Origin of the sequence: Streptomyces sp. NBC_01537 (genome assembly GCF_045040445.1) — a bacterium.
In the GTDB taxonomy this organism is placed as follows: Bacteria; Actinomycetota; Actinomycetes; order Streptomycetales; family Streptomycetaceae; genus Actinacidiphila.
Map to the genome: position 1 here is coordinate 6,309,668 of NZ_CP109392.1, position 26,121 is coordinate 6,335,788.

Sequence of the window (26,121 nt, forward strand, 5' to 3'; positions counted from 1 at the left end):
TCCTGCGGGCCGCTGGAGAAGACAGGTCCCGTTCGCCCCATTTTCTCACGTGTGCGGAAAACGCAAAGGCGCCCCTCCCGGAGGAGGGGCGCCCCTTGAAAGTGCGCCGTCAGGGACTTGAACCCCGAACCCGCTGATTAAGAGTCAGCTGCTCTGCCAATTGAGCTAACGGCGCTCACCAACGGCCACAATCATACGTGGCCGAAGGGGGTGCTGATGACACCCCGGCGGCTATGCGGCCCCGGCTGAGGCTGCCGCCCCTTGTCGTCGGCCGCCCTGGATTTGCGTGGCGCGACCCCGTCTGACCTGCGCGGAGTCCGGTCCTGGCGGTCCGGCGGCGGCCGGTCGGCTGTCGTCGCGGGAGCCCCGGAGGGCCGCCGACGTGGTTTTGGTCACCCCGGTCGCCCGTCCGGTCACGCCTCGCGGCGCCGGACGTATGGCCCGGGCGCGGATTCTGGCCCGAAGACGTCTTGCGCCGGGCCCTGCCGGACGGCGTTCACATGTCATGCACAGGATATGCGTGTGCTCGAAAAAGAGGCGTGAAACCTGCTTGGCGGCGACCCGTCGTGGGGACGGGGCGCCGCCAAGGAGGGCATGCTGAGGGGCCCGGCAAGAGGGGGGGGAGGATGCCGGGCCCTTCAGCGTGGGGGGAGGGAGATAGCCCTTGGGGGTTGCTACCAGACGTAGTCACTCGGTTCAGCTGCAGCCTGAGGCGACGCGTGCGTCGCGGAAGCGGTGGTGGCTGCGACGCCGGCGAAGCCCAGCAGAAGGGCAGCGGCGACGCCCACCAGAGCGCGGAGCGCGGTGCGGCGTATCGAAGTCATGGTGACCTGTCCCGGGGGTGTGAGCAGGGAAGCGATCCATCTGGTAGGCCGCTCGGTTCGGGGGGAACCGTACGACTGACTGAATTCTGTCGGACGATCGTGGCTGCGGTCCCCGTTTTTCGTGGTCCGGAAACGGACATGGCCCTATGCGGACACAAGGGACCGCCTGGGGCCCGACGGGTCAAACTTCGAGCCGATCCGATTACCCTGAGCTGGGCCGGGGGTGTAGACGAGAGCAATTGGGGGTCAGCACGGTGACCGATGACCTTGTGAGTGCGCGGGCCCGGGAACTGTATGCGCTCGCGCTCGGTGACGCCCACTGGACCCCCGAAGGCGTACGTGCCCGTTTCGGCTGGACCGACGAAGAGCTGATGGGCGCGCTCGACACCTTGATGAGGCTGGGTCTGGCGGCACGGTACGAGGGGGTCAGCAGCGGCTGGTCCGTGCATTCGCCCGCGTCGGCGATGGCTCACATGCTGGAGGCGAGCAGGCGCACGACCGAGGAACTCATGGCCAGTGTCAACCGTGCGCACAACGCGTTGGCCCAGGTCGTTACCGATTTCCAGCCACTGCACTTCCGGCAGCTGGCCGAGGGCCGTATCGAGGTCGCCGTCCAGCCCGCCCAGATCGCCGCGATCCTGGAGGAGGGATCGCGCAGCGCCAAGTTCGAGACCCTGTCGATGTTTCCCGGCCGGCCGCTGCCCCCGGAGCGGCTCCGAGGGGGCAACTCGCTCAACCGCCAGGCGCTCCAGCGAGGGGTCGCGATGCGCACCATCCACCTCGCCACGTCGGCGGCGGCCCCGCACGTGAGGGAACACCTGAACGATCTGATGCGGGACGGCGCGCAGGTGCGGACGGCGACGACCCTTCCGATGCGGATGATCATCACGGACCACAATCTGGCCGTGGTCCCCTCCATCGACGCGGGACCGTACGACGCGGACACCGCGCCTCCCGCGATGGTGATCCGCAGCCCCGCGATGGTCGCGGTGCTCCGCCAGTTCTTCGAGTACTTCTGGGCGACCTCCTCCGACCTGGTCTCGGACGAGAGCAGCCCCACGGTCTCCGGCACCCGGCACCGCGAGGTCGTCCGCCTGCTCGCCTCGGGCCTCACCGACGAGGCGATCGCCCGCAAGCTCGGCCTGTCCGACCGTACGGTCCGCCGCATCGTCGCCGACCTGATGCAGCAGATCGGCGCTGAGAGCCGCTTCCAGGCGGGCGTGAAAATGGTGCGGCTCGGCTGGCTGGACGACGAGCCCGCGTCCTTCGGCGATGCCGCCGAGGACGTGGTCCCCAGCACCCCCGCAGGTCAGGTAGGATCCTCTCTGTCGGTGAGCGCCGCTAGCTCAACTGGCAGAGCAGCTGACTCTTAATCAGCGGGTTGGGGGTTCAAGTCCCTCGCGGCGCACAGATCGTACGAATGAAGAAGGGCCCCTCGCTTCGGCGAGGGGCCCTTCTTCGTGTGCGTGTGCGTGCGTTCAGAGAGCGAGCGACAGCAGCACCGGCGCCGCCCGCTCGTTGAGCGTGTCGGCGGCCGGGCGCAGCCGGTGGGCCTCGGTGACCGGCAGGGAGAGCGCCAGGCAGCCGGCGGTCTTGCCGATGGTGATCGGGATGGCGGCGCAGACCGTGCCGACCGCGTACTCCTGGAGGTCCAGGGTCGGGGCGGTGGCGGGCTGGCTCTCCAGCTTGGTGAGCAGCACCCGCTCGCTGGTGGTCGTACGGGAGGTGAGCCGCACGATCTTGTGCCGGGAGAGGTGGTCGCGCCGGGCATTGTGGTCGAGCTGGGTGAGCAGGCACTTGCCGACCGCGCTGGCGTGGGCGGCGGAGCGGAAGTCGACCCACTCGTTGACCCTCGGTGCGTTCGGCCCGTCGGCGAAGTCGATGATCCGCACCTCGCCGTCGTCATAGCGGCTGAAGTAGACCGCCGCGCCGACCTCGTCGCGCAGTGCCGTCAGCACATTCTTGATTTTGTCGCCGAGTGCCCGGTCGCGGCTTGCGCTGCCGAGCAGGACCAGTGACTCACCGACGGCGTATCCGCCGCCGGGCAGCGCGTTCACATATCGCTCGCGCTTGAGCATGGCCAGGAGTTGGGTCAGATACTCGATAGGCACGCCGATTTCGCGGGCGAGCTGCTCGGCGGATACGCCGTGCCGGTGGTTGTCCACGGCTTCCAGCACGCGCAGCGCGTACTGGACCGCGTAGACCGGCGCGATCTGTCGGTGCTCAAGCGCCACGGTGTCCCCCTACAGGTGTGACCGTTTGCGTCCTTGCTGTAGCTGCTGGTCACGGACGCCGATCAGCAGCGAGCCGGGCCCGGCAGCAGGGCCGCAATCAACGATAGCCTGAATGGGGTTTCCGGTAGAGCGAGTTGAAGACTTAAGTGACGGGCCTCGGGCGTATATGCAGGAACGCACCACACTGGCATATGCCCATGTCATGGACCAATTCTGATCAGAGCGCCCAGGGCGGGAAATTCCGGCTCCGATCAGGCTCCGGACGCGGCCGGCACACCTTGGCACACCCATGGCACACCCATGGTCCGGCTTCCGTGCGAATCTGGACGGTGGGACTGTCCGCGACAGGCAGGGAGCTGCCATGAGCGACATGGACGTGAAGCGCGAGCAACTGGTCGTCGAGCGGGTGCCCAAGAGGCTGCTGATCGGCGGGAAATGGCGGCCGGCGAGCGGCGGCCGGGAGTACGAGGTCGAGGATCCCTCGACCGGGCGGGCGCTGTGCGCGGTGCCGGACGCGGGGGCCGAGGACGCCGCCGTGGCGATGGACGCGGCGGCAGGGGCGGCGGCGGAGTGGGCGGCGACGGCGCCGCGCGAGCGCGGGGAGATCCTGCGGGCGGCGTACGAGCTGCTGGTGGAGCGGCAGGACGATCTCGCGCTGCTGATGACCCTGGAGATGGGCAAGCCGGTCGCCGAGTCGCGCGGGGAGATCCTCTACGCCGCCGAGTTCTTCCGCTGGTTCGCGGAGGAGGCCGTCCGGATCGACGGCGGCTGGAAGACCGCTCCCGACGGCAACGGCCGGATCTGGATCATGCGTCAGCCGGTCGGGCCCGCGCTGCTCATCACGCCCTGGAACTTCCCTACGGCGATGGGCACGCGGAAGATCGGCCCGGCGGTCGCCGCCGGCTGCACGATGATCGTCAAGCCGGCCCACCAGACCCCGCTGTCCATGCTCGCCCTGGCCGAGATCATGGGCCAGGCCGGGCTGCCGGACGGCGTCCTGAACGTCCTGACCACCACCCGCCCGGGTGAGGTGTGCGGGCCGCTGCTGCGGGACGGGCGGCTGCGCAAGCTGTCCTTCACCGGGTCCACGCAGGTCGGGCGCGCTTTGATCGAGCAGAGCGCGGCGAACGTCCTGCGTACGTCCATGGAACTGGGCGGCAACGCACCGCTGATCGTCTGCGAGGACGCGGACCTGGACAAGGCGGTCGAGGGCGCCGCGATCGCCAAGATGCGGAACGTGGGGGAGGCCTGCACCTCCGCCAACCGCATGTACGTCCACGCGTCGCTGGCCGACGCGTTCACCGTCCGCCTCGCCGAGAAGCTCGGCCCGATGGTGGTCGGGCGGGGGAGCGAGCCCGGCGTCCAGGTCGGACCGCTGATCGACGCCGCCGGACGCGACAAGGTCGACGACCTGGTCCGGGACGCGGTGGCGGGCGGCGCCCGGGCCGTCGTCGGCGGCGCGCCGCTGGCGGACCGGCCCGGGTACTTCTACCCGCCGACGGTGCTCGCCGAGGTCCCGCCGGACGCGCGGCTCCTGAAGGAGGAGATCTTCGGGCCCGTCGCCCCGATCGTCACCTTCGAGCACGACGACCAGGCGATCGCCATGGCCAACGACACGGTCTTCGGGCTCGTGTCGTATGTCTTCACGGAGAACTTGCGGCGGGCGGTGCGGTACGCGGAGTCCCTGGAGTCCGGGATGGTCGGCCTGAACAAGGGGATGGTCTCGACGCCGGCCGCGCCCTTCGGGGGCGTGAAGCAGTCCGGTCTGGGCCGGGAGGGCGGTGGGGTGGGTATCGAGGAGTACCTGGAGGTCAAGTACGTCGCGCTGGACATCTAGGGCCTGTCCGGGCGAGCATGAACGGCCCCTTCGCCGCCGCCGCGACATCAGCCGCTGGCGCGGCGGGCGGCACCTCGCGGCGTTGCCGAAAAGCCCACAGACGAACCAGTCTGCGGGCATTCCGGCGCCTTGCGATGCACCGCGCCAGACGACGCCGCTGTGACATCAGCCGCCGGCGCGGCGGGCGCCCATGATCGCCCGGACAGGCCCTAGGGCCGGGATCCAGCTCCGGGGAATAACCGGAGCCGTACTCCGGTTCCTTTCCGCTGGAGGAGAACCACCCCGAGGAGGAACCCCCAGTGGGCAACGAAACCGTGCCGTCACCCCTGCCCGAGCCCCCGCCCGTCCCTCTGTCCGTACTGGACCTGGCCCAGGTCGGCAGCGGACTCACCGCGACCGACGCGCTGCGCGCGAGCGTCGCGCTGGCGAGGCTGGCCGAGAGCCGCGGGTTCAGCCGTTACTGGGTGGCGGAGCACCACTCGATGCCCGGGGTCGCCAGCTCCTCGCCGGCCGTGATCCTGGCGCACATCGCCGCGCACACGGAGACGATCCGGCTCGGCTCGGGCGGCGTCATGCTCCCGAACCACGCACCGCTGGTCATCGCGGAGCAGTTCGGCACGCTGGAGGCGTTCGCGCCCGGCCGGATCGACCTCGGGCTCGGACGGGCGCCGGGTACGGACGGGGCGACGGCGGCCGCGCTGCGGCGGGGCGACCGGGCCGAGGGCGCGGACGACTTCCCCCGGCAGCTCGCGGAGCTGACGCGCTTCCTGGACGACGACTTCCCGGAAGGGCACCCGTACGCGCGGATCCACGCCGTGCCGGGCCCCGTCCAGGGGAGCGTCCCCGGCGGGGTGCAGAGCGCGGCCCGCCCGGCGATCTGGCTGCTGGGCTCCAGCGGCTTCAGCGCGCGGCTCGCGGGCACCCTCGGCCTGCCGTTCGCCTTCGCGCACCACTTCTCGGCGGCGAACACGATCCCGGCGCTCGACCTCTACCGCGAGTCCTTCCGGCCCTCCGAGGTGCTGGCCGAGCCGTACGCGCTGATCGGCGTCGCTGCGCTCGCCGCCGACGAGGACAAGGACGCCCGCCGCCAGGTCCTCAGCGGCGCCCTCGCGATGCTGCGGCTGCGCACCGGACGGCCCGGGCTGATCCCGTCCCCCGAGGAGGCGGAGGCCTACGAATTCGGCCTCGCGGAGCGGGAGTTCGTGGACTCCTGGATGGCCAATGTCGTCCACGGCACCTCCGACGCCGTACGCGAGGGCCTGGACGCGCTCGCGCGCCGCACCGGTGCGGACGAGCTGATGCTGACCGCCAACGGGCACACGCCGCAGGCGCGGCTGCGCTCCTACGAGCTGATCGCGGACGCGTACGGGATGACGGCCGGGGCCGTGGCCGCCGGTTAAACCCGCGTTTCGCGGCCGCGCCTGGTTCGTTGAGCCCTGTTCGGCGGGGTGTCGTGCCGCGTTCCCTTAAGGCAGTCCTAAAGCCGCTCGTCACCCCTGTGACGAGCGGCTTTGTGCTGCGGGAGCGGATCGCCGGCGGGGGCGGACAGACCCGAAATTGGTCTAGTCCTGCTTTGGTTCAGACCATTGACCTGCTCATGACTGCAGCGCTATTCATGCAAAGACCACCCCCGCTTGCCGCCCCTCTCCCCGGAGGTCCACGTGCAGTTCAAGCAGCTCAGGAATTTCGAGCAGCTCAGGAAACGACCACTCCTCGCCGCGCTCACCAGCGCCGCCCTCGCCCTCGGTGCCTTCGCCGGGCTGGCCGGTCTCGGCCCCTCCGAGGCGGCCGCCGCCACCTCCACCGGCGGCGTCAACATCGCGTACTACGACCAGTGGAGCGTCTACGGCAACGCCTTCTACCCCAAGCACCTGGACACCCGGGGCATCGCGGGCAAGCTCGACGTCCTCAACTACTCCTTCGCCAACATCGACCCGACCAACCTCACCTGTCTCGAAGGCGTCAACAAGGCCGCCTCGCAGGACGAGTCCAACGGGAGCGCCGGTGACGGCGCGGGCGACTCCTACGCCGACTACGGCAAGACCTTCACCGCCGCCGACAGCGTCGACGGCGTCGCCGACGTCTGGAACCAGCCGCTGGCCGGCAACTTCAACCAGCTGAAGAAACTCAAGGCCAAGTACCCCAACCTGAAGATCAACATCTCCATCGGCGGCTGGACCTACTCCAAGTACTTCTCCGACGTCGCCGCCAGCGCCGCCGCCCGCACCAAGTTCGTCACCTCCTGCATCGACACCTTCATCAAGGGCAACCTCCCCGTCGCCGACGGCTTCGGCGGCACCGGCGCCGCCGCCGGCCTCTTCGACGGCATCGACCTCGACTGGGAGTACCCCGGCTCCGCCGCCGGCCACACCGGCAATCACTACAGCACCGCCGACAAGGCCAACTTCACCCTCCTCCTGGCCGAGTTCAGGAAGCAGCTCGACGCCTACGGCACCGCCAACAGCCGCAAGATGCTGCTCACCGCCGCCCTCCCCTCCGGCGGCGACAAGATCGCCAACATCGAGACCGCCAAGATCGGCTCCTACCTCGACTACGCCAACCTCATGACGTACGACATGAACGGCGCCTGGGACACCGACGGCCCGACCTACCACCAGTCGCCGCTCTACGCCTCCGCCGCCGACCCGACCGACGCGAAGTACACCATCGACGCCGCCGTCAACGCCTACACGGCCGGCGGCCTCGCCGCCTCCAAGATCACCCTGGGCTACGAGCTCTACTACCGCGGCTGGACCGGCGTCCCGGCCGGCAGCACCCACGGCCTCGCCCAGACCGCCACCGGCGCCGCCCCCGCGCGCAGCCTCAGCGCCACCCCCGGCGTCGCCTACTACAAGGAGCTCACCGGCCTCGTCGACAACGCCAGTTACACCTACTGGGACGACACCGCCAAGGCCTCCTACTTCTACAACGGCACCGAATTCTGGACCGGCCTCAACGCCAGGTCCATCCAGGCCCGGGCCGACTACGCCCACTGCCACGGCCTCGGCGGCGCGATGATGTACTCCCTCCTCGACCTGGACACCGGCACCACGCTGCTCAACTCCATCACGACGGCGGTGGACGGCTCCGCGTCCAGCTGCTCGGGCTCGACGTCAACGCCGACGGCTACGGCTACGGCTACGGCTACGGCTACGGCAACCGCGACGGCGACCGCCACACCGACGGCCACGCCGACCGTGACCGCCACCCCCACGCCCACCGTCACCGCGACGACCACCACCTGCGCCACCGCCTGGAGCAGCTCCGCCATCTACGTCAACGGCGACAAGGTCTCCTACGCCGGCCACAACTGGCTCGCCAAGTGGTGGACCACCAACGAGATCCCCGGCACCACCGGCGAATGGGGCGTCTGGTCCGACCAGGGCGCCTGCGGCTGAGCCCGCTCGTGGGCCGGATCAGCCGGTCATCCGGCCCACGACCCGCTCCGCCCCGCGAGGTGCAGGACGATCTCCCCATGCCAGATCTCACAGCCGAGCTCACCGCGTTCATGACGCGGTACGAACGGGCCACCAACAGCCATGACATCGACCGGGTCGCGCCGCTGATCGCCGAGGACGCCACGTACTGGACGCGGGACCGACGTGATCATCAGGTGCGACGACGGGGAGTGGCGGATGCGGCACGAGCACCTGAGTTCCTGAACACCTGATTTCCGATCCGATTCCGGCAGTGGATCGTCCGGAACGGACCGTAGCGTGCCCGTCATGAGCGAGAACAGCAGCGAGCAGATTCCGTGGGAGCCGCCGGTCGCGGGCGATGAGGCCGACACACTGGTGGGTTCCCTGGAGCGCCAGCGCAGGACGCTGGCCTGGAAGTGCGGGGGGCTGGACGCGGCCGGGATGAGGGCGACGGTCGGCGCGTCGTCGGTCACGTTGGGCGGGCTGCTGAAGCACCTGGCCGTCGTCGAGGACGAGTACTTCTCCCGGCGGTTGTTCGGGCGGGAACTGCAGCCCGCGTGGTCGGCGGTGGACTGGGACTCCGACCCCGACTGGGAGTGGCGTACCGCCGCCGAGGACACCCCGGAGCAGCTCATGGCCCTCTGGCAGGACACGGTGGCCCGCTCGCGGGCCAATGTGCGGCAGGCACTGGCCGAGGGCGGCCTGGATCAGCCGGTCCAGGTCACGTGGCCCGACGGCAGGGCGCCCAGCCTGCGGCGCATTCTGGTCGACCTCATCGAGGAGTACGCGCGTCATGTCGGGCACGCCGATCTCATCCGGGAGTCCGTGGACGGGCTCGTGGGGGAGGACCCGCCGCGATAACCGATTCGGCTCAGCCGGGTTCGTGCCGTACAGTTCACATCAACGGCGCGGGGTGGAGCAGCTCGGTAGCTCGCTGGGCTCATAACCCAGAGGTCGCAGGTTCAAATCCTGTCCCCGCTACTGAAGATGGATCGAAGTACACAGCGAGGGCCCGGCGGATTCCGCCGGGCCCTCGCTGTGTTCAGGGGTCTTTCAGGGGGTCTGGTGGCCTCGTAGCTCGGCGATTCGTTCCGGCGCGACCGGACGGGAGTAGAGCCAGCCCTGCCCGGTGTCGCAGCCGATGCGGCGCAATCGTTCCGCCTGCTCGGCGTTTTCCACGCATTCTGCGGTGACGGTGAGGCCGAGGCGGTGGGCGAGCTGGACCAGGGCTTCCACGATTGTCTCGTCGGCGGGGTTGGGGTGCTGGTCGTTGCGGAAGCCGTGGACGAAGGAACCGTCGAGTTTCAGGGTGGAGACGGGCAGGCGGCTCAGGTAGGCCAGGTTCGAGTAGCCGGTGCCGAAGTCGTCGATGGCGATGCGTACGCCCATTTCGTGGAGGGCGTGAAGGGCCTGCAACGGCCGTCCGGCGGAGCCCATGACGGCTGATTCGGTCAGCTCCAGCTGGAGGAGCTCGGGCGGGAGGCCGGTGTCGTCGAGGATTTCGGCAACGTCGGCGACCAGGTCGGAGTCCCAGACCTGGCGGACGGCGACGTTGACGCTGACGAAAAGGGGGTCGTCGGGGTAGTCCTTCTGCCACTGGCGGGCCTGGCGGCACGATTCGGCAAGGACCCAGCGGCCGAGCTGGACGATGGAACCGTTGTCCTCGGCGAGAGAGATGAACCGATTCGGCCCGAGGAGGCCGAAGTGCGGATGCTGCCACCGGACCAGGGCTTCGACGCCGCGCAGGCTTCCATTGCCCATGGCGACCAGGGGCTGGTACTCCAGCACGAACTCGCCGCGCTCGACGGCCTGTCGCAGGGTGCTGGAGAGGGCCTGACGGGTCATGCGGTGGGCGTTGCGCTCGGGGTCGAAGAGGGTCCAGCGGGCTTTGCCGTCGGCCTTGGCCCAGTACAGGGTGGTGTCGGCGGCCTGCATGATGCCGGTGGCGGTGGTGCCGGAGGCTTCGCGTTCCACCACGCCGATGCTCGCGGAGACGGCCAGGCGATGGCCGGCCAGGTCGAAGGGGCGATTCAGCGCGGCCAGTACGGATTCGGCGAGGGAGGTGGCCTGGCCGGTGCCGGTGGATCCCTCGACGAGGACGGCGAATTCGTCGCCGCCGAGGCGGGCGACGAGGTGGTGGCCACGGCCGAGACGGGCGGCGCAGTCGGTGAGGCGGCCGGCGACGGCGGTGAGGAGGCGGTCGCCGATGCGGTGGCCGAGGGTGTCGTTGATGGCCTTGAAGCCGTCGAGGTCGAGGTAGCACAGGCCGACGCGGCCGGTGGACTCGGTGGCGCGGTCCAGCGCGGTGGCGAGGCGTTCGAAGAACAGGGCGCGGTTGGGGAGTTTGGTGACGGGGTCGTGCATGCGCAGGTGGCGCAGCTGCTCGCGCAGTTCGTGGCGTTCGCCGAGGTCTTCCACGGAGAGCAGGACGCCGCCGGGCACGGGAGTCACGGTGACCTCCGCGCGCAGGGTGCGGCCGTCGCGGGCGCGGACGGGGCGGGTGCAGCGCAGTTGCTCGCTGCGCCCGGCGAGGACGTCGGCGTACTCGCCGCGCAGGCGCTCGTCGGCGTCGAGCCCGACGAGTTCGGCGGCGGCGAGGGCGGTGAGGCGGACCGGGTCGGCGCCGAGGAGGGCGCCGAGGGCGCGGTTGGCCTCCAGGACGCGGCCGTCGCGGCCGACCAGGGCCATGGGGAGGCGGGCGATGGCGAAGGCGGCCCGGTAGTCGCGCTGGTCCCGGTGGTCGCGCTGATCCCGTTGGTCGCGCTGATCCGACTGGTCGCGCAGATCAGGGGTCAGAGAGTCACTGTGAGTGACGGTCGGCGCCGGCATTTCGGGTGGTCCGCCCATAGCTGGCTCCCGCATCGCAGTCGTCTCGCACACCTGGTCTTCGAGGGAACGAATGACCACCCGAAGGCGCCATTCATGCTGGAAATGTGGCGATCATAGAGGCTCGAGCGATCCCCGGGCCACCGCCGTAGTGGTGATTCTCGGCACGTGAGATTTCGTACGATCGGATTCGCCCCCGTAGTGATTCCGATTGATCGTCAAGCGTCACTCATTACGCACTGTAGTGATCAGAGGGTAACCCGGCCGGAGCAGTTCAGCAGGGCAAACCGCCGCAAAGCATAGCAACGTGATATGGGTGTCCCGACTACCCGAACGTGCGCATCGCGAACAGCGGCGGAGTCACCCGTTGCGGGCCACCGCGGCCGCTGCGAGCGTCTTCGGCGCGGTCGTCGCCTGGACCCTCGTCATGGGCCCGGCCGTCGCCGCACCGGGCGGCGGGGGCTGCGTCCCGGTCCGTACGCGGGCACACCACTCCGAGGGCGCCAGCAGCTGGAACCCGGCCTATCCGCGGCCGCGCGGCGACCTCGACGCGGTGATGCTCTTCCTCTCCTTCCCGGACTCGCCGCCGAAGCTGAGCACCCGCGCCGTCGAGGCCGACCACTTCCCGGCGACCTCGCGGTTCTTCGCCCGCGCCTCGTACGGGCGGTTCCGGCTGCACGCGCATGCCGTGCACCGGTGGCTGCGCATGCCCGGGACCTCGTACTCGTACGGGATACGGCGGGACTGGGCCGACGCCGAGCGCGGCCGCTACCTGCGGGACGCCGTCGCCGCGGCGGACAAGGCGGTGGACTTCGCGAAGTACGAGGTCGTGTATCTGGTGGCCGACCCGGACGCGCCCGGGGTCGACTCCGACGCCACGAAGGTCGTCAACCTCGCCAGGCCGATCCGGGCCGACGGGGTGTCACTGCGGCGGCTGGTGACGGTCTTCGAGCACCACCCGCCGGACCGCAATGTGCTGGCCCACGAGACGGGCCACGCCTTCGATCTGCCCGATCTCTACTACCGGCCGCCGGCCGGCAGCACGGCCGACTGGGACACGCATGTCGGTGACTGGGACCTCATGGGCAGCCAGTTCGGGCTCGCGCCCGATCCCTTCGCGTGGCACAAGTGGCGGCTCGGGTGGCTCGGCAAGGGGCAGGTGCGCTGCGTACGCCACGGTGGCGCGGCGCACTGGTACGAGCTGAGCCCGTCCGATGCGGGCTCGGCGGCGCCCGGCGGCGCGGCGAGGCTCCTTGTCGTCCCGACGGGCGGCGACTCGGCGCTGGCCATCGAGGTACGCGGTGGTGACGGCAACGACGCGCGCGCCTGCAGACACGGAGTGCTGCTGTACCAGGTGCGGGCGGATGTCGGCTCGGGGGACGGGCCGATCGATGTGCTCGACGGGCATCCGGGCACCGGCGCCTGTGCGACCACCTCTGTCTACCCGCCGCTGGCGGATGCGCCGCTGGGGGTCGGCGAGAGCTTTTCGTATGACGGTCAGGACGGCAGTACGGTCCGGGTGACGGTGGCCGGGCGTGCGGCGGACGGTTCGTGGACCGTCAAGGTCACGGACGGCCAGGGCCCGTGAACAGCAGGGGGAGCCTGCCGGGGGGCCTGCCCACAAGCCGGCTGTTCAAGGCACTGAGCCTGATGGCCGCCGCGCTGCTCGCCGTCGGCGGCCTCAGCGGCAGCGGAGGCACCGGCGCCCCCGCCCCCGCCCCGCCGCCCGCCTCGCGGCCCTGCGCGCTGCGGGCGGTACCGGGGGTGCCGATGTCGGAGGGCTTCGGTGAACAGGGGACGGGCGGACGGGAGTTCGCGCGGGCCACGGGAGTGGTGCGCGCGCTGACACTGATGGTGGACTTCCCGGACGCGCGGGCACCGTACGGGGCGAGCGAGCGGTACGGGGAGTTCTTCCCGGCGGTGCGCGAGTGGTTCGCCAGGGCGAGCTACGGGCGGCTGCGCTACGAGTCGACGCCGGTGATGCGGTACATACGGATGCCGCGCCCCTTCACCTCGTACGGGATAGGGCGCGGCTACGGCTGGCGCGCGCACCAGGCCATGATGCGCGACCTCCTGCGGGTGGCCGACCGCGGGATCGACTTCCGGGGCTACGACCTGGTCAATGTGCTGGTCACGCCGAACGCGGGCCCGCCCGCGGACAAGGCCGTGCTGTCGGTCACCTGGACCGGGGGCTCCGCCGCCACGACGGACGAGGGCGCGCACCTGGACCGGGTGTCGGTCGTGTACGGCCGCGACCAGTCCGGCGCGCGGGTGCTGAGCCATGAGAACGGCCACGCCTTCGGACTGCCGGACCTCTACGCGGCCGACGACTTCCCCCGCACCGACCGCCTGGCCGGACAGTGGGACAGCATGTCCCTGGACTGGGGCCTGCAGGGCGATCTCTTCGCCTGGCACAAGTGGCGGCTCGGCTGGCTGGACGACGCGCAGATCGCCTGCGTACGCGGGCCGCGCCCCCACGCATTGACGCTGACCCCGATAGAGGCACCGGGCGGCCGCAAAGCGGCCGTCGTGCCGTTCGGGCCGACCCGGGCGTACGTCATAGAAGCCCGGTCGGCCGTCGGCAACGACGACGAGGCCTGCCGCGAGGGGGTGCTGGTCTACGAAGTGCGCACAGACGTCGGCTCCGGGCACGGCCCGGTGACGGTCCGGGACGCCCATCCCGGCAGCGGCGCCTGCGGGTACAGCAGCGGCGCCTTCAACTCCCTCAACGACGCGCCCTTCGGCGTGGGCGAACGCTTCCGCGCCCCGGACGCCGGGCTGACGGTGGACGTACTGGCCCGGGATCCGGTCTCCGGGGGCTGGACGGTGCGGATAGCACGGCACTGACCCGGACTTGGGACCAAGCTCGCCGAACTGCCCCGCCATCCGGGCAGTTCGCCGGAGGCTCCCCGCTTCGAGCCCTCGGACCACCAGGCCACGCCCGTGCCGCCCGGGGCGGCCTAGATCCGCAAGAGCGCGTCACGGTGCTGCCAGGCGAGCCGCAGGAGAGCGGCGCCGGCCGGCTGCATCGGCTCGTTCCTGGTCAGGCGGTCGATCTGGTCGGCGCGGAACGGGATGCCGACGGCATGACCGCTGCCGTCTTCCATTTGCACGCGGTGGCCCTCGTCGTTGGTGGCGACGATCTTCCGGAAGGTGTCGTCGAAGAGTTCGGAGTCGAAGACGGCGACGGTCAGCATGTCGGTGACGAAGGTGAGCGGGTCCATGCCGAGGCCGAGCCAGTACACGTGGAGTGTGCCGTCCTGCCGAGCCTGGTCGAGGGACTTCATCAGCGGCCAGGCGGCGTAGTCGATCGGTGCGGTGGCGCTGCCGTAGTCCTCGCTGTCGCCGAGCAGTTCCTCACTGAGTTCCCGTGCGATGGAGCGCCACAGGTCGAAGTCGTTGGCCTCGTTCCAGGACGCGTCGTGCGACGACTGGAACATGCCGACAGGCATGACCTGGTACAACCCTCCACCGCTGGCAACCTTGTCGGGGTCTCGCCAGTGCAGGACGAACTCCGCGGTCCCCTTCCTGCGGTCGTGGCGGATGGTGAGGGTGCTCGTGGCCGCCATGACCGGCCGCCGGGCAAGGTCGGTCGGATCGCCGACGGCTGATCGGAACGGCGTCAGGTCCGGGTGGGGAACCGCTTCGCCGGACGTGCTGAGCGTCGCCGCCGCGAACTCGTGGGCGGCGGCTTCGCAGATGTTGATGACGTCGAAGTAGTGTCCTCGGCCAAAGGTCAGGGTCGGCCCGTCCTGGCCGGTTCGCACGTCCAGGAGGCGGTAGCAGCTACGGTTCTCGAACAGGCGAGGCCGGGCCAGGTCGCCGACGGCGTCGGCGTAGTAGGTGTACGAGGTGCCGTCGTCCCGGAGCGGCCGGGTTCCGTCCAGCTCGGGCCCGCTGCCGTCGATCGGTACGGCCGGAGCGTCGCCCTGCCAGTTCAGCTGTACTCGCTCCAGCGGGACCGGTGACTCGGGAATCCAATGGCGACGGGCGATTAGGCGTGTCCCGGGGATGACCTGCCCCTCGGCCGGCTCCTGGACAGCCAGCTCGGTGAGGTCGTAGCGGTGCTGGTTCAGATGGCCGCGAACGAGCCGCCAGCGTTCCTGAGTGTCCTGGGGTGAGGCGGGTGAGGCCGGCAACAGCGGCTCCTTCCGTCCGGAAAAAGACGAAGGACGCTCTTCCGAAGGGAAGAACGCCCAGGTCACAGGTGGTGCGCCGCGAGGGACTTGAACCCCCAACCCGCTGATTAAGAGTCAGCTGCTCTGCCAGTTGAGCTAGCGGCGCTCGCTGACATGACAGAGATTAGCATCCGACCGCGGAGGGAGAAAAATCAGTTTCCGCGGCCGCCCGCACGGCCCGTACGCAGGCCCACAGCAGCACGTCCGACCCCGGCAGCCAGGGGTGCCGGGAGTCCGGGGCGACGAGCCAGCGCGACTGCCCGGCGGCGCCCTGCAGCGGGGGTATGGTCACCGCGTCCCCGGCGCCGTGGCACATCAGGGGCGGTACGGGACGGTTCCCCCACTCCTCCCAGGCGAGGAGGGAGGGGAGCCGTTGTGCCACGCCCGGGGCCACCAGAAGGAGCACGCGCCCGCGGTGTACGGCGGCGGGTCCGGAGCCGGTGCCGGCTGACCACAGTTGTTCCAGGACGACGCGGCCGAAGAGCACGGAGAGGTTCACCACGTCGAAGGCGGTCCCGCAGGGCAGGACGCTCGGCGCGGTCGGCCGGGCGGACCACAGGGCCTGGACGCTGCGCGGGAAGGCGCTGGCGGAGGCGAGCCAGGCGGCGCCGTCGGGGGTTACGTACTCGGTGTGACGCGGGTGCGGGCCGGAATCGGGTCTCATGACATCTACGACTACCTGGCGTGAGCACGTCGTCACTGTGAATCGGGCAAATCCCGGGCACGGCGGTTCGGAGGCGGCTATCTTGACCCGAACGCATATGCCAGCGGAGCGTTTACGTGTCCTCGCCCGGTGTCCCGCCGTCCCGCAGGAGATCCTCGCCGAACTCGACCATCCGCCTCGCGTAGTCCTCCGTCCAGCCCGCCTGCTCGGCGATCGCCGCCGCCGTCAGCCGGTCGAACCGCTTCGGGTCCGCGAGCTGCGCTGCCGCTATCGCCTGGTACTCCGTGGCGCGGTCCGCGGCCGCTCTGAACGCGACCGCCAACTCGGTGGAGCGCGCGAGCAGCTGCTCGGGGTCGTCGTACTGCTCCAGGCTGAAGAAGTGCTCTTCGTCCTCCACCGCCGCAGCCGGCTCGAACAGCAGCTGCGCCGGTTTCAGCCGTCGTTTCTCGACGGTCATGTAGGTACCTCCAGTTCGTAAGCGCCTTCTATTGTCCCGGTCCGGCCGGTTCGGGGGTAGGCCGTCCGGCAACCTCAGCCACTGGCGGACCACCGGACCCGGTGCTCCGCCAGCCGCCCGAGCACGGCGTGGTTGGCCTCCCAGCCGTCCGGGAACTTCACCGTCACGCCGAGCTGCACCGGCTCGGTGGAGGGATGCTCGTCCAGCAGTTCGGCCACTCCGGCCCGGCACACCACGACGCACGCGTGCCGGTGGCGCGAGGCCAGCACGCACAGCCGTCCGGTCTCCAGGTGGAAAGCGGTGGCGTCGGGCCGCCCGGACAGCGGGTGCAGCACCACGGTGACGTCGAACTCCCGTCCCTGCAGCCGGTTCGCGGTGTCGACGGCGACTCCGCCGACGCCGAGGCCGGCCAGGGCGGAGCGGACGGCGGCGGCCTGGTCGCGGTGGGCTGTGCCCACGGCGATGCGGTCGGGGGTGAGGGGGGAGGTGCCGCGTTCGGAGACGGCGACGCCGCCGCGGTCGAGGAGGCGGCGGACGACGAGGGCGATGGCCCGTACCGCCTCCGGATCCGTACGCGGGGTGTGCCGGGCCGGAAGCTCCAGGAGGCCCCAGCCGGAGGCGGCGGCCTCGTCGAGGACCCGGTCGGGGCCGGAGCCGTCGGAGGGGACGCCGAAGGTGAGGCGGCGGTCGCCGTGGTCGGTGCCGCTGCGGAAGGGGGTGTACGGATAGAAGGCGTCGGAGATCAGCGGGGCCGCCGAGGCGGGGAGCCGCCAGGAGACGGGGAGCCGGTGCTGCGGGAGGCCGGGGTTGTGGGCGAGCAGGGTGACGACGGCGCTCGCGGAGGGGTCGTAGCTGAGCCCGGCCCACTGGTCGGCGCCGACCACGCTGAAGGGGTCGAGCTGCCCGGGGTCGCCGACGAACAGCGCCCGCTCGAACAGCCCCGCGACCTGCAGCAACGAGTCGGACCGCATCTGGTAGGCCTCGTCGACGATGGCGTGCCGCCAGCGCTCGACATCCTTGACGTAGGCCCATTTCGCGGCGGTGGCGATCACCACCTTCTGGCCCGCCAGGTCGGCGGCCTTCGTCGACTTCAGGATCGACGGGTGCCCGTCCAGCAGCGGGTCAGGCGGCGAGTCGCTGCCGTGCAGGCGCCCGATCGGGAGCCCGGGGTCGGCGGTGGCGAGCCGGTCGGCGAGGTCGTCGACCTGGGCGTTGGTCTGGGCGACGACCATCAGGGACTCGCCCGCCGCGACCAGCTCCTGGGCGGCGCGCACGACGAGCGTGGACTTGCCGGCGCCGGGCGGGGAGTCGACGACGACGCCGCGGGCGGTGCCGTGGAGGGTGTCGTGCAGGATCCGTGCGGTGGCGGTCGAGGCTGCCTCGCCGGCAGAAGTCCCGGGGGTGGTGGTCACAGAACGTCCTCCGGGGTCACGGGGTCGGGGCCGTCCAGGGCCGCGGTGGCGGGCGGGCCGCCGTGGGTCCACGGGGTGTCCTCGGGGTCCGGCAGCTCGGCGCCGCCGCGCGGGGCGTGCTCGAAGAGCGTCCAGCAGACCCGGTCGCCCTTCTCCGGCACCGACCCCGGCTCGGGCTCCCTGCCCCGCCCCATGCCGTTGACCAGCCGCACGACGGCCGCGCCGGGCCCGGCCCAGCCGGCGAAGACACCGCCCTGGGTCTTGCCGCCGGGCAGCGCGCGGAACAGCTTGCCGTCGGGGTCGAGGTGCGGCCGGTCGCCGGTGAGCACGGTGACCAGCGGGCGCGGCTTGGGGATCTTCCCCTCGCTGTACGCCATCTCCACCTCCGCGACCTCGCCCGCGAAGGCCTCCCCGGCCAGGCGCCGGCCCGCCATCACCAGCGGATCGTCCAGCGCCTCGCCCGCCTCCAGCCGGACCTGGGCCGTCTCGCGCCCGGCGAGTTTCGCCGCCGCCGCGATCGCGTCGTCCCGGCGCGGCTGCGGCGGCTCGCCGGCCCGTACGCGGTCCCGGTGGCCGGTGTAGGACCAGCGGTCCCGTTTCCAGCGCTCCTCGACATGCCCGCCCGGCGGCAGCGTGCCCAGCAGGTCGAGCCCTTGCCACACGGCGTCCCAGGTGGGCCGCAGCTGGCTCGCCACCAGCTCCCGTACGGCCTGCTCCGCCGCCGCGTCCCGCGCCGCGTCGTAGCGCTTCATGGCGGGGGCGAGCCAGGTGTTGTCGAACGCCGGGTCCGTGGCCGGCCCGGCCGGCGGGCAGAGCAGCAGCCCGTCCGCCCCGCGCGCGGACTCGGCCCGGCGGGCGGCCGACGGGCCGGTCATGCCGTCCGGCGGGTCGATCCAGGCCAGCAGCGCGCCCAGGTGCTGGTCCTCCAGATTGCTCTGGCCGGTCGCCCAGTGCCTGGTCAGCAGGTCGGTCATCGCGAGCAGCAGCGACGAGCCGGGGGTGCGGGCCCGCTCCCCGTAGTGCGTCAGCCACCGCCCGAGCAGCGGTACGCGGGCCGGCACCGGGAAGGGCGTGTCAGGGTCCTCCTCCGCCGTGCGGCGAAAGCGCGTGGAGCGGCCCAGCAGCCGTACGTACGCCACGGCCGCCGCGTTCGGCACGATCAGCTGTGGGGCGTCGGCACAGACCTCGGCCTCCTCGCGGTTGCGGGTGGCGGGCTCGATCTCGATCTCGTCCGCGTAGGACTCCAGGTGCGGCAGCACCACCCCGGCCAGCTCCGCCAGGAACGCGAACCGCAGGTCGCGGTCGCGCGGCTGCGGCACGACCAGCAGCCGCGGCTCCTCCCGTACGGTGCCGACCAGCGCCCCCAGCGGCGCGCCGACCTCACCGGCGGTGGTCAGCGGGACCAGCACCATCGGCTGCTGCGCGAGGTGCCGGTGCCGGACCGTGGCCATCGGGGCCGCCCGGCCGGCCGCGACGGCCTCGGCCCGGGCCAGCGTCGAGATCAGCGACATTGCAGCGCCTCCGCCCGCAGTTCGGCGGCCCGGCGCAGGGCGTCCACCGCCGGATCGGCCGGGTCACCCGCCTCGCCCAGCGCCGCCGCCAGCACCTGCTCGACCGTCGTCAGCGAGCCCAGCTCGCCGCGCACCCCGCGGCCGAGCGTCTCCACGGCACCGCAGCCGCGCGCCCGGTCCCGGCAGTGGAAGGCCAGCTCGCACGTGGCCAGGCACTCGGGCGCGTACGCCGCCGGGACCGCCTCCACGGCCTCCTGGAGCCGGCCCTCGTCCGCCTGCCGGGGATCGAAGGTCGTGCCGTCCGGCAGGGCGGCGGCGATCTCCTCGATCCGGGTCAGCCGGGTCAGCTGGCGCCGGGTCACCGAGAGCTGCTTGCGTACGTCGACCAGCTGGGCCGTCGGCAGGTTCGAGAAGTCCTTCGGGCAGACGAGCAGAACCTCGTGCGAGGGCTGCCCGACGCCGAGCCGCTCCAGCGCCAGCACATACACCGCCGCCTGGCGGGCGGCCGCACCGACCTTCACGGAGTCGGCGGAACCGTCCAGTATCGGGAAGGACTTGACCTCCACCACCAGCCACGACCCGTCCGGCCGCACCGCCACCGCGTCGGGCTCCAGATACGCCGGCGAGCCCGCCACGTCCAGCTTCAGCAGCGGGTGGTCCAGCAGCGCCCACCGCCCGGCCGCCGTCGCCTCCTCCAGCGCGATGCGCGTGCGCGCCACGCGGCCCTCCGGGCCCGGCGCGGACAGGTCGGGGACCGCCGCCTCGCTCTGCTCGGCGTGCAGCAGCCGCAGCAGCTCCGCGTATCCCTCGGCCTTCACCCGCGCCTCGAACGCGTGCCCTCGCGCGAACGCGAACTGCGACTGCCCGAACGGCGCCGGACTGCCCAGCGCCTGCGCCAGGGCTCCCTTGTCCACCCCGGCCGCATCCATCAACGCCCGCCGCCGGCACCCCGGATTCGCCGCCAGCGCCGCCAACGCCCGCGCGTCCATCGCGCGCGGCGCCACATCCGGCCCGCGCAGCACGGCCAGACGCTCCCGAAGATCCCGCGTATCGCTCACCCGCGAAAGTGTCGCATCCCCCTGTGACAGAGGAGGTTCAACGGTCAGCGTTTGGGCGAAGGAGGCGGGGCGAGGCCCGCCCCGCGCTCCGCGAGGTGGACGTCACGCGACGTGGCGACGACTACCGACCCGGACCCGGACCCGGGGGACCCGGCACCGCGGCGCTGCCGGACCGCGTCGCGCGCGTCGTCGACCAGCCGGAGCGCGGGCCGCGCGAGGGCGTAGCCGATGGCCATGACCGCGGCCCCCGCCACCGCGTCGAGGAGGTAGTGGTTGGCGGTGCCCATCACGACCAGCGCGGTGCCCAGCGGGTAGAGCACCCCGAGGGCCCGCACGAGCGGGTTGCGGCCGTACCGCCAGAGCATGATGCCGCACCACAGTGCCCAGCCCACGTGGAGGCTCGGCATGGCCGCGTACTGGTTGGTGAGCCCGCCCAGCCCGCGCGGGGCGCTGGCGTCGGCGCCCCACCAGCCGTAGGAGCCGTACAGGGCCATCGTGTCGATGAAGCCGTGCCCGGAGGAGAGCAGCCGGGGCGGGGCGGTGGGCATGAGGGTGAAGCCGATGAGCCCGATGAGGGTGGAGATCATGAGCCAGGTCCGCGCGAAGCGGTACGCCGTCGGGCGGCGCTGCCACAGCCAGACGAGCACGATCGGGGTGACGAGATAGTGCAGGGAGGCGTACCAGAAGTCCGCGGGGATGCCGAGGGCGTCGTACTTGGTGAAGAGCGTGTTCAGCCACCGCTCGGGATCGAGGTCGAGCGCCTGTTCGACATGCAGGACGTCGATGCCGTGCCCCAGGGCGGTGTCGATGTCGCCGCGCACGAAGAGGCGGCCCGCGGTGTAGAGACCGTAGACCACCGCGATCAGCGGCAGCTCGGTCCACCAGCGGAGCCGGCCGCGGTATGCGGAGGCGCGAGGCGCGGTGGCGGTGATCGTCATGCGACCGTTCTCCCCGTTCTTCCCGATCGGAAGGTGCTCGACGGTGTCATAGGCTCTACCGTACGCCGTACGCTAGAGAACCAGTGAAGCGCCCCGGTTATTCCGGGAAAGTGGCTGTTCGTCCCAAGTTCCGGCGAGGCCGACCAGCTGTTGTCTGGAAAAGGGACGCCCGGCCGACTCCCCGGGTTGCTCCCGGAAGCGGGAGAATCAAAGCAAGCCCCACCCGAAGCCCCCACCCCAAGCCCCACCCACCGCTCCGTCCCCGCCCCTGTCCCCGTATCGACCGGACATCTCCCCCATGACTGTCACCGAATCGGCCCGCTCCCCACGGCGTCGCACCCCCCGCAACACGCTCAACCCCGACCGTATCCTCGACGCCGCCCTGGCCCTGCTCGACCGTGATGGCCCCGAGGCCTTCACCATGCGCGCCCTCGCCACCGAACTCGGCGTCGGCACCATGGCGGTCTATTCGCACTTCCGCAACAAGGACGAGATCAACGACGCGGTGAACGACCGCCTGCTCAGCGAGATCGAACTGCCGGCCCCCGCCGGCCGCGCCCCCCACGACCAGATTATCGAGCTGTGCCGCAGCGTCTACCGACTTTTCAGTGAGCACCCCGCCGCCCTCCCGCTGCTCACCAGCCGCCCCATGCGCGGTGACGAGGCCATCGCGGTCATCGACCGCCAGCTCGGCCTGCTGCTCGAGGCCGGCCTCACCCCGGCCGACGCCGCCCGTGCCCAGGTCGTGATCATGCAGTACACGGTCGGCTCCGCGCTGTGGGCGGTGCGCCGCCGCCAGGCGGAACTGGGCGGCTGCGACACCGAACACACCGGCGTACGCCGCCAGATCCAGGACCGGCTCGCCGAGGTCCCCGCCGACCGCTATCCCTCGCTGACCGGCCTCGTCCCCGAGCTGACCGCCGCCCAGGACGCCGGTATCGAACTGTACGAACAAGGGCTCAAGGGCCTGCTGAGGGGTCTGCTGGGGCGGTAGACGATGATGGAGGCATGCGCTCCCGTCCACGTATCCTGCTCGTCCGCCACGGCCAGACGCAGTGGTCCGTGTCCGCCCGACACACCGGCCGTACGGACATTCCGCTCACCGACACCGGACGGGCCACCGTCCGCGTCCTCGGCGAGCGGCTGTCCCGCGCACCCTGGGACGGGGTGCTGGCGCACGCCGAGGTCCGCACCAGCCCGCTGGTCCGCGCGAGCGAGACCTGCGCGCTGGCCGGCTTCGGCGGCCGCGCCAAGGAGTGGGACACCCTCATGGAATGGGACTACGGCGTCTACGAAGGCCTCACGCCCGAGGAGATCCGTTCCACCCGCCCCGACTGGAACATCTGGCACGACGGCGTCCCGGGCGGCGAGAGCCCCGCTGACCTGGCCTCCCGCGCCGACGAGGCCGTCGACTGGGCCCGCTCCGCCGACCGCGACGTCCTGATCTTCGCCCACGGGCACTTCCTGCGCATGCTCGCCGCCCGCTGGCTCTCCCTCCCGCCCGCCTCCGGAGGCCTGTTCCGCCTGGAACCGGCCTCCCTGTCGGTGCTGGGCTGGGCCTACGGTGCCCCGGCCGTCGAGCGCTGGAACGACACGGGGCACCTGGACTGACCGGACCGACCGGCTTGAGACGTCAGCTGTTGTGGGCCGCGAAGGCCTTGGAGAAGGCGTTGGCGTCCTGCACGATCGAGCTGCACGTCGCGTCCGCGGACGGCTTCGCCCCGCCGGGGCACTGCTTGTCGCGGGCCGCCGACCACATCGACAGCCAGCCGAGGCCCTTCGACTTCGCGAACGTCACCAGCTGGCTCGCGTCGCTGACGGTGAAGATCTCGACGGCCGTGTCATTGACGCCGATCATCGGTGTGACCGCCACCGCCTTCCACGCCGCCGAGTCCGACAGCCCGAACGCGCTCTTCACCTGCGCCTGCGTCGCGGTGGCCGCGGAGATCGCGTAGTCGCCCATGTCGCCGCTGAACGACGCCCCGTAGTCCATCGCCATGATGTTCACCGCCGAGACGCTCACCCCGTTCGCCTTCGCGTCGGCCAGCAGAGCGGTCCCGTCGCCGGTCAGGCCGGTCGGCATCACGGGCAGCGTGTACGACACCTGCAGTCCGCTGTGGCTCGCCTGGAGCTGGGCGATCGCCTTCGCGCGGAGCGTGTTGGCGGCGGTGTTCGCGATCGCGCCGCCCTCCACGTCGAAGTCGACCTTCGTGATGCCGTACGCGTCGATCACCTTGCCGTAGGCGGTGGCCAGCGCCGACGCGGACGAACACGTCGTCGCCAGCTCCGAACCGGCCGCCCCGCCGAACGACACCCGTACGTCCCCGCCCGCCGCTCGCAGCGCGCCGATCTGCGCGGCCACCGCATCGCTTCCCAGGTCGGTCACGCCGCCCCACTTCGGGGTGCAGCCCCCGCCGTCGACGACGAAGGCGAGGTTGTACTGCTTCACGCCGGTGGCCTTGGAGGTCGCGACCAGGTCGAAGGCGGGGTAGAGGGAGGTGTCGACGTACGGGGCGAAGCCCGAGGCGGTGCCGGTGCCGGAGGTCGGCGTGGCCGTCACGGTGGGGGTGGGTGTGGGGGTGGCCGTCACGGTGGGGGTGGGGGACGGGCTGCTGTCCACCGAGCACTTCACGTCGTTGATCAGGCAGTTGACCGGATCCGCGGCCTTCACGGACGCGGTGGCCACAAAGCCGATGCTGACCGACTTGCCGGCGGCTATGTCGGCGTTCCAGCTCTCCGCTTTGACCGTGATGTGCCGGCCCGACACGCTGTACGTCCCGTTCCACAGCGAGCTCAGCGTGGTGCCCGCCGGCAGGTCGAACTGCAGCGTCCACCCGGACAGCGTCGACGCCGTGGTGTTCGTGATCACGTACTGGCCCGTGTAACCGGTCGTCCAGTCACTGCTCTTCGTGTACGCCGCCCCCACCGACGCGGCCTGCGCGCTCCCCGCGAGCGCGAACCCGCCACCGGCGACGACCGCGCCCGCGACGATGCCCCCGACGAGCCTGCCCTTGCGGCTGGTGGTGCGGCGGTGATGTGAATTCCTCATGAAGCGGGACGCTAGCGCGGCCGATTCGGACAAACGTCCTGTTCGGGGCGGGTGGTCTAGTCCTTATGCCGCCCTTAAGCAACCCATCGGGATGGGTTAGGGCGCGTCTGGCGGATCTCCGTGGGGAAGGAGCGGTGTCTGGTGCCTGCGATGGCAAGGCGGAGGAAGGAAGCGACGCGGAGCGTCGTTGACTGACGACAACGCCGCCAGCGCTGGTGCCAGGCGCCGCGACGCCACGGAGATCCGCCAGACGCGCCCTGAGACATGGGCGGAGCCAGGCGGCCACGGATACTGATGGCATGGGCAAGCGACAGAACGGCCGCACACGCGCCACCCCCGAACCGATACGCCGAACCGTCGGCGGGGGCGCGGCCGAACTCGTCCCGGACCGGGAACGGGCACACGCCTGGTCGCTGCTCATCGACGGCGCACCGCAGTCCCATGTGGACCTGGACGACCCGGCCCACCTGGACTTCGCGTACCAGCGCAGGCTCGGCCATGTCATCGACCTGGCCGCACCGCCCGGCCGCCCGCTCAACGTCCTGCACCTGGGCGGCGGAGCCCTGACGCTCGCCCGCTACGCCGCGGCGACCCGCCCCCGGTCGACGCAGCAGGTCGTGGAGCTGGACACCGCCCTCGTCGAACTGGTCCGTGAGCACCTCCCCTGGGACCGCACCTGGCGGATCAAGGTGCGGGGCGGGGACGCCCGCGCCGGGCTGGCGAAGGTCCCGCAGGGCTGGGCGGATCTGGTCATCGCGGACGTCTTCAGCGGCGCCCGGACCCCGGCCCATCTCACCAGCACGGAATTCCTCGCGGAGGTCCGCCAGGCGCTGCGCCCCGACGGGCTGTACGCGGCGAACGTGGCGGACGGCGCGCCGCTCGCGTTTCTCCGGTCGCAGATCGCCACGGTCCGCTCGGCCTTCGCGTACGCGTGCGCGGCCGCCGACCCGGCGGTGCTGCGCGGCCGGCGCTTCGGGAACGTGATCCTCGTGGCCGCCGACCGCGAGCTGCCGGTGGCCGAGCTGACCCGGCGGGTGGCCACCGACCCGCACCCCGGCCGGGTCGAACACGGGCGGGGGCTGGCCGACTTCGCGGGCGGCGCGGCCGCGGTCACGGACGCGACGGCGACGGCGTCACCGGCGCCGCCGGAGTCGGTGTTCCGGTGAGCCGGTGCGGTCACCGCACTAGTTGTCGTACGTCTGGACCTGCGGCGGGTGGCCGTTCCACGTGCAGAAGACGGTTGACGCGGCGGTGTTGGAGCCGGCGGTGAAGGTGACGCGGATCCATTCGTCCTGCTTCCAGACCTGCATCCGCCAGCCGGAGTTGGGCGTGGCCGAGACAAGCGTCGCGTAGCTGCTGCCGAGGCTGAGGACGACCCGGCCGCCCTGGCTGCTGTAGCTGTGCACGTTGTCCGCGGATGCGGAGGCATACGCCGAGACCGATGCCGCAACCGACCGTGTCGGCGTCGGTTTCGGCGTCCGTGCGGGCGTCTGTGGCGCCGAACTCGTCACCGTAGGACTCGGCGTCAGCGATGCCTGCACGTTCGAGATCGGCAGCGCCCGCGGCGGGTCGTAAGCGGTCCCCGTCAGCACATGATGTACGCCGAACCACGACATCGCGACAGCGGCGCTCGTGGCCATCAGCCACGCGCCGGCGTGCGCCAGTCCCTTCCGCATTCGGCCTATGGTGCCGTACGCACGCCCGCTCGGGATCA

22 protein-coding genes, 4 tRNA genes and 1 pseudogene are annotated in these 26,121 nt (G+C 71.3%); 13 read left to right on the forward strand and 14 right to left on the reverse strand.

Translation table 11 applies throughout. The features are described 5' to 3' along the window. Positions 1–102: 102 nt before the first annotated feature. Both OG607_RS29110 and OG607_RS29115 read right to left on the reverse strand, forming a co-directional pair. Positions 103–175 (reverse strand) — tRNA-Lys (locus OG607_RS29110). Positions 176–1,293: 1,118 nt separating this feature from the next. Continuing rightward, positions 1,294–1,896, reverse strand: a complete 603-nt coding sequence (locus OG607_RS29115; RefSeq protein WP_405729741.1) for a hypothetical protein — start codon at positions 1,894–1,896, stop codon at positions 1,294–1,296. Here OG607_RS29115 and OG607_RS29120 point away from each other — a divergent pair. Both OG607_RS29120 and OG607_RS29125 read left to right on the forward strand, forming a co-directional pair. Then, positions 1,805–2,197, forward strand: coding sequence for a LuxR C-terminal-related transcriptional regulator (locus OG607_RS29120; protein WP_405737128.1), 393 nt, complete (start codon positions 1,805–1,807; stop codon positions 2,195–2,197). The genes OG607_RS29115 and OG607_RS29120 overlap by 92 nt on opposite strands. Further along, positions 2,160–2,232: transfer RNA gene (locus tag OG607_RS29125), tRNA-Lys, on the forward strand. Before OG607_RS29120 ends, OG607_RS29125 begins: the two co-directional genes overlap by 38 nt. 70 nt (positions 2,233–2,302) lie before the next feature. Here the strand turns inward: OG607_RS29125 and OG607_RS29130 are convergent. Next, entirely contained in the window at positions 2,303–3,058 is a 756-nt protein-coding gene (locus tag OG607_RS29130) for an IclR family transcriptional regulator (RefSeq protein WP_405729743.1), read from the reverse strand. Positions 3,059–3,419: 361 nt separating this feature from the next. Here OG607_RS29130 and OG607_RS29135 point away from each other — a divergent pair, with 361 nt between their 5' ends. From OG607_RS29135 to OG607_RS29160, 6 genes are all read left to right on the forward strand, one after another. Continuing rightward, positions 3,420–4,895, forward strand: coding sequence for an NAD-dependent succinate-semialdehyde dehydrogenase (locus OG607_RS29135; protein WP_405729746.1), 1,476 nt, complete (start codon positions 3,420–3,422; stop codon positions 4,893–4,895). A gap of 299 nt (positions 4,896–5,194) precedes the next feature. Continuing rightward, the gene (locus OG607_RS29140; protein WP_405729749.1) at positions 5,195–6,295 is read left to right on the forward strand and encodes an LLM class flavin-dependent oxidoreductase; all 1,101 of its coding nucleotides are present in this window, start codon (positions 5,195–5,197) and stop codon (positions 6,293–6,295) included. Between the two features lie 261 nt (positions 6,296–6,556). Further along, complete coding sequence (locus OG607_RS29145) at positions 6,557–8,293, forward strand: glycosyl hydrolase family 18 protein (protein ID WP_405729752.1); 1,737 nt, start codon at positions 6,557–6,559, stop codon at positions 8,291–8,293. A gap of 77 nt (positions 8,294–8,370) precedes the next feature. Continuing rightward, on the forward strand, positions 8,371–8,565 hold the full coding sequence (locus tag OG607_RS29150; RefSeq protein ID WP_405729755.1) for a hypothetical protein: 195 nt from the start codon (positions 8,371–8,373) through the stop codon (positions 8,563–8,565). 55 nt (positions 8,566–8,620) lie between these two features. Continuing rightward, a complete protein-coding gene (locus OG607_RS29155; RefSeq protein ID WP_405729758.1) occupies positions 8,621–9,175 on the forward strand; it encodes a DinB family protein in 555 nt (184 codons plus the stop codon). A 46-nt stretch (positions 9,176–9,221) separates the two neighbouring features. Continuing rightward, positions 9,222–9,295 (forward strand) — tRNA-Met (locus tag OG607_RS29160). Positions 9,296–9,367: 72 nt separating this feature from the next. Here the strand turns inward: OG607_RS29160 and OG607_RS29165 are convergent. Next, complete coding sequence (locus OG607_RS29165) at positions 9,368–11,161, reverse strand: putative bifunctional diguanylate cyclase/phosphodiesterase (RefSeq protein ID WP_405729761.1); 1,794 nt, start codon at positions 11,159–11,161, stop codon at positions 9,368–9,370. A 346-nt stretch (positions 11,162–11,507) separates the two neighbouring features. Between OG607_RS29165 and OG607_RS29170 the strand changes: the two genes are divergently transcribed. Both OG607_RS29170 and OG607_RS29175 read left to right on the forward strand, forming a co-directional pair. After that, positions 11,508–12,728 (forward strand): M6 family metalloprotease domain-containing protein, encoded by a 1,221-nt coding sequence (locus tag OG607_RS29170; protein ID WP_405729764.1) that lies wholly within the window; start codon positions 11,508–11,510, stop codon positions 12,726–12,728. After that, entirely contained in the window at positions 12,725–13,987 is a 1,263-nt protein-coding gene (locus tag OG607_RS29175; RefSeq protein WP_405729767.1) for a M6 family metalloprotease domain-containing protein, read from the forward strand. The genes OG607_RS29170 and OG607_RS29175 overlap by 4 nt, the downstream gene beginning before the upstream one ends. A 113-nt stretch (positions 13,988–14,100) precedes the next feature. Here the strand turns inward: OG607_RS29175 and OG607_RS29180 are convergent, their stop codons facing one another. From OG607_RS29180 to OG607_RS29215, 8 genes and pseudogenes are all read right to left on the reverse strand, one after another. Further along, positions 14,101–15,279 (reverse strand): XRE family transcriptional regulator, encoded by a 1,179-nt coding sequence (locus tag OG607_RS29180; protein WP_405729770.1) that lies wholly within the window; start codon positions 15,277–15,279, stop codon positions 14,101–14,103. Between the two features lie 69 nt (positions 15,280–15,348). After that, positions 15,349–15,424 (reverse strand) — tRNA-Lys (locus OG607_RS29185). Beyond that, positions 15,415–15,982 (reverse strand): annotated as a pseudogene (locus tag OG607_RS29190) (bifunctional DNA primase/polymerase). Before OG607_RS29190 ends, OG607_RS29185 begins: the two are co-directional and overlap by 10 nt. A 112-nt stretch (positions 15,983–16,094) precedes the next feature. Continuing rightward, the gene (locus OG607_RS29195; protein WP_405729773.1) at positions 16,095–16,439 is read right to left on the reverse strand and encodes a hypothetical protein; all 345 of its coding nucleotides are present in this window, start codon (positions 16,437–16,439) and stop codon (positions 16,095–16,097) included. A 74-nt stretch (positions 16,440–16,513) separates the two neighbouring features. Continuing rightward, entirely contained in the window at positions 16,514–17,851 is a 1,338-nt protein-coding gene (locus OG607_RS29200) for an AAA family ATPase (RefSeq protein ID WP_405729776.1), read from the reverse strand. Next, positions 17,848–19,362 carry a hypothetical protein gene (locus OG607_RS29205; protein WP_405729779.1) on the reverse strand — a complete coding sequence of 505 codons (1,515 nt, stop codon included), beginning with the start codon at positions 19,360–19,362 and terminating at the stop codon, positions 17,848–17,850. Before OG607_RS29205 ends, OG607_RS29200 begins: the two co-directional genes overlap by 4 nt. Then, on the reverse strand, positions 19,353–20,420 hold the full coding sequence (locus OG607_RS29210) for a hypothetical protein (protein ID WP_405729782.1): 1,068 nt from the start codon (positions 20,418–20,420) through the stop codon (positions 19,353–19,355). Before OG607_RS29210 ends, OG607_RS29205 begins: the two co-directional genes overlap by 10 nt. 44 nt (positions 20,421–20,464) lie before the next feature. Further along, a complete protein-coding gene (locus OG607_RS29215) occupies positions 20,465–21,358 on the reverse strand; it encodes a phosphatase PAP2 family protein (protein ID WP_405729785.1) in 894 nt (297 codons plus the stop codon). A 298-nt stretch (positions 21,359–21,656) separates the two neighbouring features. Here OG607_RS29215 and OG607_RS29220 point away from each other — a divergent pair, with 298 nt between their 5' ends. Both OG607_RS29220 and OG607_RS29225 read left to right on the forward strand, forming a co-directional pair. Beyond that, complete coding sequence (locus OG607_RS29220) at positions 21,657–22,352, forward strand: TetR/AcrR family transcriptional regulator (RefSeq protein ID WP_405729788.1); 696 nt, start codon at positions 21,657–21,659, stop codon at positions 22,350–22,352. 14 nt (positions 22,353–22,366) lie between these two features. After that, entirely contained in the window at positions 22,367–22,969 is a 603-nt protein-coding gene (locus OG607_RS29225) for a histidine phosphatase family protein (protein WP_405729791.1), read from the forward strand. Positions 22,970–22,991: 22 nt separating this feature from the next. Here the strand turns inward: OG607_RS29225 and OG607_RS29230 are convergent, their stop codons facing one another. Further along, entirely contained in the window at positions 22,992–24,407 is a 1,416-nt protein-coding gene (locus OG607_RS29230) for a cellulose binding domain-containing protein (RefSeq protein WP_405729794.1), read from the reverse strand. A gap of 299 nt (positions 24,408–24,706) precedes the next feature. On the opposite strand from OG607_RS29230, the gene OG607_RS29235 reads away from it, so the two are divergent. Further along, positions 24,707–25,573, forward strand: coding sequence for a spermidine synthase (locus tag OG607_RS29235; RefSeq protein ID WP_405729797.1), 867 nt, complete (start codon positions 24,707–24,709; stop codon positions 25,571–25,573). A gap of 18 nt (positions 25,574–25,591) precedes the next feature. Here OG607_RS29235 and OG607_RS29240 read toward each other — a convergent pair whose 3' ends face one another. Further along, complete coding sequence (locus tag OG607_RS29240) at positions 25,592–26,083, reverse strand: hypothetical protein (RefSeq protein WP_405729800.1); 492 nt, start codon at positions 26,081–26,083, stop codon at positions 25,592–25,594. Positions 26,084–26,121: the final 38 nt, after the last annotated feature.